At 39.7% G+C, this 6,870-nt stretch carries 4 protein-coding genes and 1 rRNA gene (1 of these 5 cut by a window edge); 4 read left to right on the top strand and 1 reads right to left on the bottom strand.

The window, feature by feature from the left end; translation table 11 throughout:
• A 16S ribosomal RNA gene (locus JBW_RS00115) occupies nt 1-1,628 on the bottom strand (it extends 30 nt beyond the left edge of the window).
• Between the two features lie 557 nt (nt 1,629-2,185).
• Here JBW_RS00115 and phnD point away from each other — a divergent pair.
• The 4 genes from phnD to JBW_RS00095 all read left to right on the top strand — a co-directional run bounded on the left by phnD (nt 2,186) and on the right by JBW_RS00095 (nt 6,851).
• Complete coding sequence (phnD, locus tag JBW_RS00110) at nt 2,186-3,112, top strand: phosphate/phosphite/phosphonate ABC transporter substrate-binding protein (RefSeq protein WP_007954621.1); 927 nt, start codon at nt 2,186-2,188, stop codon at nt 3,110-3,112.
• On the top strand, nt 3,109-4,536 hold the full coding sequence (locus JBW_RS00105; RefSeq protein WP_007954622.1) for an ATP-binding protein: 1,428 nt from the start codon (nt 3,109-3,111) through the stop codon (nt 4,534-4,536). The genes phnD and JBW_RS00105 overlap by 4 nt, the downstream gene beginning before the upstream one ends.
• Before the next feature lie 6 nt (nt 4,537-4,542).
• A complete protein-coding gene (locus tag JBW_RS00100; RefSeq protein ID WP_007954626.1) occupies nt 4,543-5,208 on the top strand; it encodes a response regulator transcription factor in 666 nt (221 codons plus the stop codon).
• 299 nt (nt 5,209-5,507) lie between these two features.
• Nucleotides 5,508-6,851 (top strand): MFS transporter, encoded by a 1,344-nt coding sequence (locus tag JBW_RS00095; protein WP_007954634.1) that lies wholly within the window; start codon nt 5,508-5,510, stop codon nt 6,849-6,851.
• Nucleotides 6,852-6,870 lie beyond the last annotated feature (19 nt).

Raw genomic sequence — 6,870 nt, 5'->3', positions numbered from 1 at the left:
ACGGCTACCTTGTTACGACTTCACCCCAATCACTGATCTCACCTTCGACGGCTGGTTCCATTGCTGGTTACCTCACCGGCTTCGGGTGCTCTCAACTTTCGTGGTGTGACGGGCGGTGTGTACAAGGCCCGGGAACGTATTCACCGCAGCATGCTGATCTGCGATTACTAGCGATTCCGACTTCATGCAGGCGAGTTGCAGCCTGCAATCCGAACTGAGAGCTTGTTTTTGGGTTTGGCTTCACCTCGCGGCTTCGCTACCCTCTATTTAAGCCCATTGTAGTACGTGTGTAGCCCAAGACATAAGGGGCATGATGACTTGACGTCATCCCCACCTTCCTCCGTGTTATCCACGGCAGTCTCCCATGAGTTCCCACCTTTACGTGCTGGCAACATAGGATAAGGGTTGCGCTCGTTGCGGGACTTAACCCAACATCTCACGACACGAGCTGACGACAGCCATGCACCACCTGTCTATCTGTCTTCCGAAGAAGAACTCTCTATCTCTAGAGTCATCAGACGATGTCAAGCCTTGGTAAGGTTCTTCGCGTTGCGTCGAATTAAACCACATACTCCACCGCTTGTGCGGGCCCCCGTCAATTCCTTTGAGTTTCAACCTTGCGGCCGTACTCCCCAGGCGGGGTACTTATTGCGTTAACTCCGGCACTGGAGGGGTCGATACCCCCAACACCTAGTACCCATCGTTTACGGCCAGGATTACCGGGGTATCTAATCCCGTTCACTACCCTGGCTTTCGCGCCTCAGTGTCAGACACAGTCCAGAAAGTCGCCTTCGCCACTGGTGTTCCTCCTAATATCTACGCATTTCACCGCTACACTAGGAATTCCACTTTCCTCTCCTGCACTCAAGAATAACAGTATCCAATGCTTCACGGGGTTAAGCCCCGAACTTTAACATCAGACTGATTATCCCACCTGCGCGCGCTTTACGCCCAATAATTCCGGACAACGCTTGCCACCTACGTATTACCGCGGCTGCTGGCACGTAGTTAGCCGTGGCTTTCTTGTCAGGTACCGTCATTATGGATCATTATTTACAATCCACACATTCGTCCCTGAAAACAGAGTTTTACGATCCGAAAACCTTCTTCACTCACGCGGCGTTGCTCCGTCAGACTTTCGTCCATTGCGGAAGATTCCCCACTGCTGCCTCCCGTAGGAGTCTGGGCCGTGTCTCAGTCCCAGTGTGGCCGTTCATCCTCTCAGACCGGCTACTGATCGTCGCCTTGGTGAGCCATTACCTCACCAACTAGCTAATCAGACGCAGACCCATCTTCTAGTGATAGCTTATAAATAGAGGCCACCTTTAGTATCTTAAGTATGCACTCAAAATACAACATTCGGTATTAGCACCACTTTCGCAGTGTTGTCCCCAGCTAGAAGGTAGGTTGTCTACGCGTTACTCACCCGTTCGCCACTATCTGATATTCAACACTCAATCCTCAGCTTTTGTGTTGGCACTTGTTTATGCGTGAAGCGCTCTCTTCTTTCGCGCTTGACGCTTGGCTACACTGCTAAATATTCAGTGTTGAATACCAGACCGTTCGACTTGCATGTGTTAGGCACGCCGCCAGCGTTCGTCCTGAGCCAGGATCAAACTCTCCATAAAAGTTATATTATGAAGAACCTTGATGGCTCTTTAAAAAACTTGTTTGTGTTGTTCTCGCTTTCGCAGAACAACTTTGTTTTGCACTCGAAACGAGTACCGCACATCTGGCTTATTTTAACCTTACTTACATTGTTTAGTTTTCAAGGAACACATTCGCCCTTACAGCGGATCTTTAGTATAACATCTTTGTTTTAGCATGTCAACTTATTTTTTCTAGTTTCTTTATTAAACTTGCTGCCCTCGCGAGCTACTTTAGAAGTATATCATAATCATATATTATCGTCAACTAATAATTATAATGAATATTATCTTTCATATATAAGATGATTTCGGTTCTTTATCTGGTGATTGCATTATGCTTAAAAGTAATCACCACGTTTAAAGCTCTTTATTTAAATTATCTTTCTTTATTCCCTCTACGAAAATGATCTATGCTATAATATTGACAATTACTATCGGTATTACACATGGCTATATTCCACCTCACAGGCAAATAGTCGATATTGAAGTTTTTAATACATTGTATAAATCCAAAATAATAAAAAGGTGATCATATCGTGAAGCTCAAATTCTTAACTTTCAGTATTCTTATGTTTTTAATTTTATTCACCAATAGTTGTAAAAATAATACAACTCCCTTTATTGATTTTAGCCAACCATCAGAATTTGTCTCCTTACAGAATAACAGTAACCCCAATGAACGTCCTCTTCTTATTGCTCTAGCCTCTGTTTTTTCTCCTCATGAAACAATCACATATTACCGACAAATCGCTGACTATGTTTCTAAGAAAACAGGACGCCAAACCATTCTCGTACAGCGCAAAACCTATGCAGAAGTGAATATGCTTTTGGCAAATGGTGATGTTGATATTGCCTTTTTATCTACTGGAGCCTATAGTTCTTACCGGGGTATGAATGAGATTGAACTATTTGTTATGGCAGAACATGGAGGGAATTCTTTGTATACGCCAGAAATTATTGTACATAAAGACAGCGATATTCATACAATCAGTGACCTGCAAGATAAAGTCTTTGCCTTTACTGATCCTCTTAGCTATTCTGGTCATATGGTTATGGAAGAATACTTGAGACAAAGAAGCACTGATCCTGAAAAATTTTTTAAACGATATTTTTATACCTATAGTCATGATAAATCGATTTGGGCAGTAGCTACAAAGGTCACGGATGGAGCTAGTTTTGATAGTCAAATTTATGAATATGCGAAAATTAAAACTCCTGAACTTGCAGCAAAGGTGCGTATCATTGCTTCTATGCCTTCTGTACCAACAGGTCCTGTTGTGATTAGTAAACGTATGAATACACAACAAAAAGAGCAATTACGCCACATTTTTCTTACTATGAATGAAGATCCTGATACACTGGCTGCCATGCAGCATTTAGTCATTGATAAATTTGTTTTTCCCACACCTGAACTTTATGAACCCTTGCGTAAATTATATGATAGGACAAATACATTCCTATGAAATGGCTGCGACAATTAAGTATTTATTATAAAATCAACGGCATAATTATTAGTATGTTGCTCTTATTAAGTATTATTATTGGCTTTATTATGATGGATACAACGACAAAGCTGCTTGATCAGCAAATTGAAAAACGTGGTGCTGAAATAGCTGCCTATGTTGCGGCTCTTAGTAGTAACGACATTTTACTAGATGATAACTATGCCTTATTTGACCGTATTAACCAAACTAAGAGTAATACAGAAGATGTTCGCTATATTCTAATTACAGATTCTGCTGGCAGAATTTTAGCTCATACCTTTGCCGGCAATTTACCCAAGGGATTACCAATCAAGCTTTCTCTTTATCCTAAGGACGAAGATGGATATCAGACAATGAAGTTTAGTAGCAATGAGGGTCCGATACGAGAAGTAATCGTTCCTATCGAAAATGGAGCCATTGGTTACGTTCGAGTAGGCATGTCGGAAAAAAGTACACAGCAATTATTATCTCTTAAATTATATGAATTTTTCATTACTACACTTCTGGTTTGCTTATTAGCTGCCATGGGCTCTACGTACTTAGCCTATCTTATTATTCATCCCATGCGTAATTTAACCAAAGCCGCCCAGCAAATTCAACAAGGTAATTTTTATGTCCAAACTGAAATCAAAACAGAAGATGAAGTTGGTCGCTTAGCTGGAGTGTTTAATGAAATGATCGAGAGTCTAAAAGAAAAGGATTTTGAAAATAACCGTCTGCTAAAAGAATTACGTGCCAAGGAAGAAATACGTACTGTATTATTAAATAAACTTTTTACAATTCAAGAAGACGAGCGGAAACGTATTTCTCGTGAGCTCCATGATGAAACCAGCCAATCCATGGCGTCTTTGCTTGCCTATATGAAAGTGTTGTTATCAAAGTTGACTGACGAAAAGCAGCGAGTCTTACTACTTGATGCTCGGAATGTAGCAATTAATGTATTAGGCGGCTTACGAAAAATGGCAGTTGAACTTCGCCCACCGGTATTAGATGATCTAGGAATCGTAGCAGCGATGGATAAGTATATAACCAATTTCAGCAATCAACAGGATCTTATGGTCTCTTTTTTTCCACCGGATGAAAAACTAATTATCAATAATCAAATTGCTTTGACCTTATACCGTATTCTACAAGAAAGCTTAACAAATATTTCTAAGCATGCCTATGCTACAAGCGTGAATATCACCCTTGAACAAGATACAGGCTCTATCATCCTGCGTATTGATGACAATGGCCTTGGTATTCGTTCAGGAGCCTTAGAAGCAGCTCGTCAAAAAAACCGTTTAGGGATATATGGTATGAAAGAGCGAGTTGAACTATTAGGAGGTAATTTTACTTTCCATTCCATTAGTGGACAAGGTACAACAATTACGGTAATCATACCTATAACATGTTTGGAGTGATGAAAAATGAGATCTAAAATAAAAATCATAGTAGCCGATGATCATGCTGTCTTAAGAGCTGGCTTAAAGCTATTACTCAATAATGAAACTGATTTTATTGTAGTCGGTGAAGCATCTGATGGTGAAGATGTTCTAACCCTTTTAGAAAAAACAAATGCAGATGTGCTGATTATTGATTTATCTATGCCTAATATGGGGGGACTTGAATGTATAAAGGAAATCAAAAGCCGAGGATATCCAATTAAAATTTTAGTACTCACCATGTATGAAGATGAACAGTACATAAAGGAAGCCATGCGTTCTGGTGCTCTAGGTTATGTAGAAAAACATGCTGTTGATACAGAGTTATTTATTGCGGTAAAGGCGGTCCATATGGGACAGCGCTATTTAAATCCTCATAATTCTCAACTATTATTAAATAGTCTTTTAACAACTACGCCTAAAGAAAACGCAGATAATCCTTATACTCTTTTAAGTCCTCGTGAACGAGAAGTTTTAAAATATATAGTTAGAGGATATTCAATGAGTCAAATAGGCAAAATGCTCTGTCTTAGTGTTAAAACAGTGGATACTTACAAAACACGTATGATGGAGAAGTTAGGGTTAACTAAGAAAAGTCAATTAGTGGACTATGCACTCAAATATGATTTATTGCCGGCAAAAAGCGAGTAAGGAAAAACCTTACTCGCTTTTATTTTTTTTGCTATTCTCCTTGGCATTAGGAATCACTTTGACTAACTGTAGTAGTATTTTCTCTCCTACATTAATGAAATGATTATAACGTAAGAATTTATCTTACATCAACTTCTATGTTTTTCCTACTTCATTATCAGATGTTTTACGGATACCAGAATTGTCTTTATAATGTGATAATTTAGATGATATTTTTTCCTACATTATAGATAAGAGGAGTGTGATATGGAAATAACCAAACTAGAATGTGACTAAATTAAAGAAAGAAGGAATGCGAAATGTTCGAAGAAATCACAAAGTTTTTTATGACAGGAAAGGACCAGCCTTTAATGAAGGGCGATCAAGGTCAAATAGCAACGGCTTTCAACAAAATTCGCTGGCAAGTTTTTACTTCAATTACCCTAGGTTACGCGTTATTTTATGTTATCCGACTTAGTTTCTCCGTTATCAAAAAACCTTTGATGGCAACAGGAGTGTTGGATGCTCAGCAACTTGGTATAATGGGATCTGTATTTTTTATCACCTATGGCCTCGGTAAATTTACCAACAGCTTTTTAGCTGACAGATTAAATATTAAACGTTTCTTTGCTCTCGGTCTTTTTCTATCATCTGTTATTACCGTATTAATGGGTTTTACTAATGAATTTTTACCCCTAGTCGTGTTATGGGGCATAAATGGTTGGTTCCAATCTTTTGGTGCAGGTCCTTGTATTGTTGCTTTAAACCAATGGTTTAGTAATAAAGAGCGGGGTACTTTCTATGGTATTTGGTTCACCAGTCATAATCTAGGTGCAGCCTTCACTTATATGGCAACTGCTGCTATCGTAGGAGCTTACAGCTGGAAGATGGGTTTCATTATGGCAGGTGTTGTTTGTACCATCGGTTCCATCCTAATTTATTTCTTTATGTCAGATCGACCTGAAACTCGTGGTTTACCAAATGTTGCAGACTTTAAAAATGACCATGCTGCTATTGTTGAAAAAGACAAATCTGTTGGCAGTCTGCAGTGGGAAGTCGTAAAACGTCCTGCAGTATGGATACTCGGTATGTCTAGCCTTTTCTGTTATATTACTCGTTACGCGGTAGAAAGTTGGGGCATTATCTACTTAACAGAAGCTAAAGGTTATACAACCATGGGTGCGAGTGGTGTTTTGTCTGTTATGCAGTTTGCCGGAATTTTTGGTGCTCTTACATGCGGTCTTGTATCGGATAAGTTTTTTAACCACAAACGTAATATGCCTGCATTGATTTACGGTTTATTATACGCTGCTGCCACCGCTGCATTTGTTTGGGCACCTGCTAGTTATTGGATTGATATGGGCAGTATGGTCGTCTATGGTTTTACTATGGGAGCACTGGTTTGCTACCTTGGAGGTTTAATGGCTGTTGATATTTGCCCTAAACGTGCTACAGGTGCGGCAATGGGTATGATCGGCTTACTCAGTTATGGCGGAGCTGCTGCTCAAGAAGTTATAAGTGGTTATTTGATTAATTCACATATAACTGTCGTTAACGGGAAAAAACTTTATGATTTTGCCCTAGCTGCTGATTTTTGGGTAGGCTCTGCAGTCATCTCAATGATACTGGCTGCTTGTGTTTGGAATGCTAAAGTAAAAGACTAAGAAATAAGAATTTCATCTT

It is taken from the genome of Pelosinus fermentans JBW45 (assembly GCF_000271665.2).
Taxonomy (GTDB): domain Bacteria; phylum Bacillota; class Negativicutes; order DSM-13327; family DSM-13327; genus Pelosinus; species Pelosinus baikalensis.
Note: the sequence above shows the minus strand (reverse complement) of the source record. Positions and strands in the feature narration are given on the sequence as shown.

Bases quoted from the DNA above. Each gene is read 5' to 3' on its own strand.
- JBW_RS00105 (WP_007954622.1), top strand. From the start codon at position 3,109: ATGAAATGGCTGCGACAATTAAGTATTTATTATAAAATCAACGGCATA.
- JBW_RS00100 (WP_007954626.1), top strand. From the start codon at position 4,543: ATGAGATCTAAAATAAAAATCATAGTAGCCGATGATCATGCTGTCTTA.
- JBW_RS00095 (WP_007954634.1), top strand. From the start codon at position 5,508: ATGTTCGAAGAAATCACAAAGTTTTTTATGACAGGAAAGGACCAGCCT.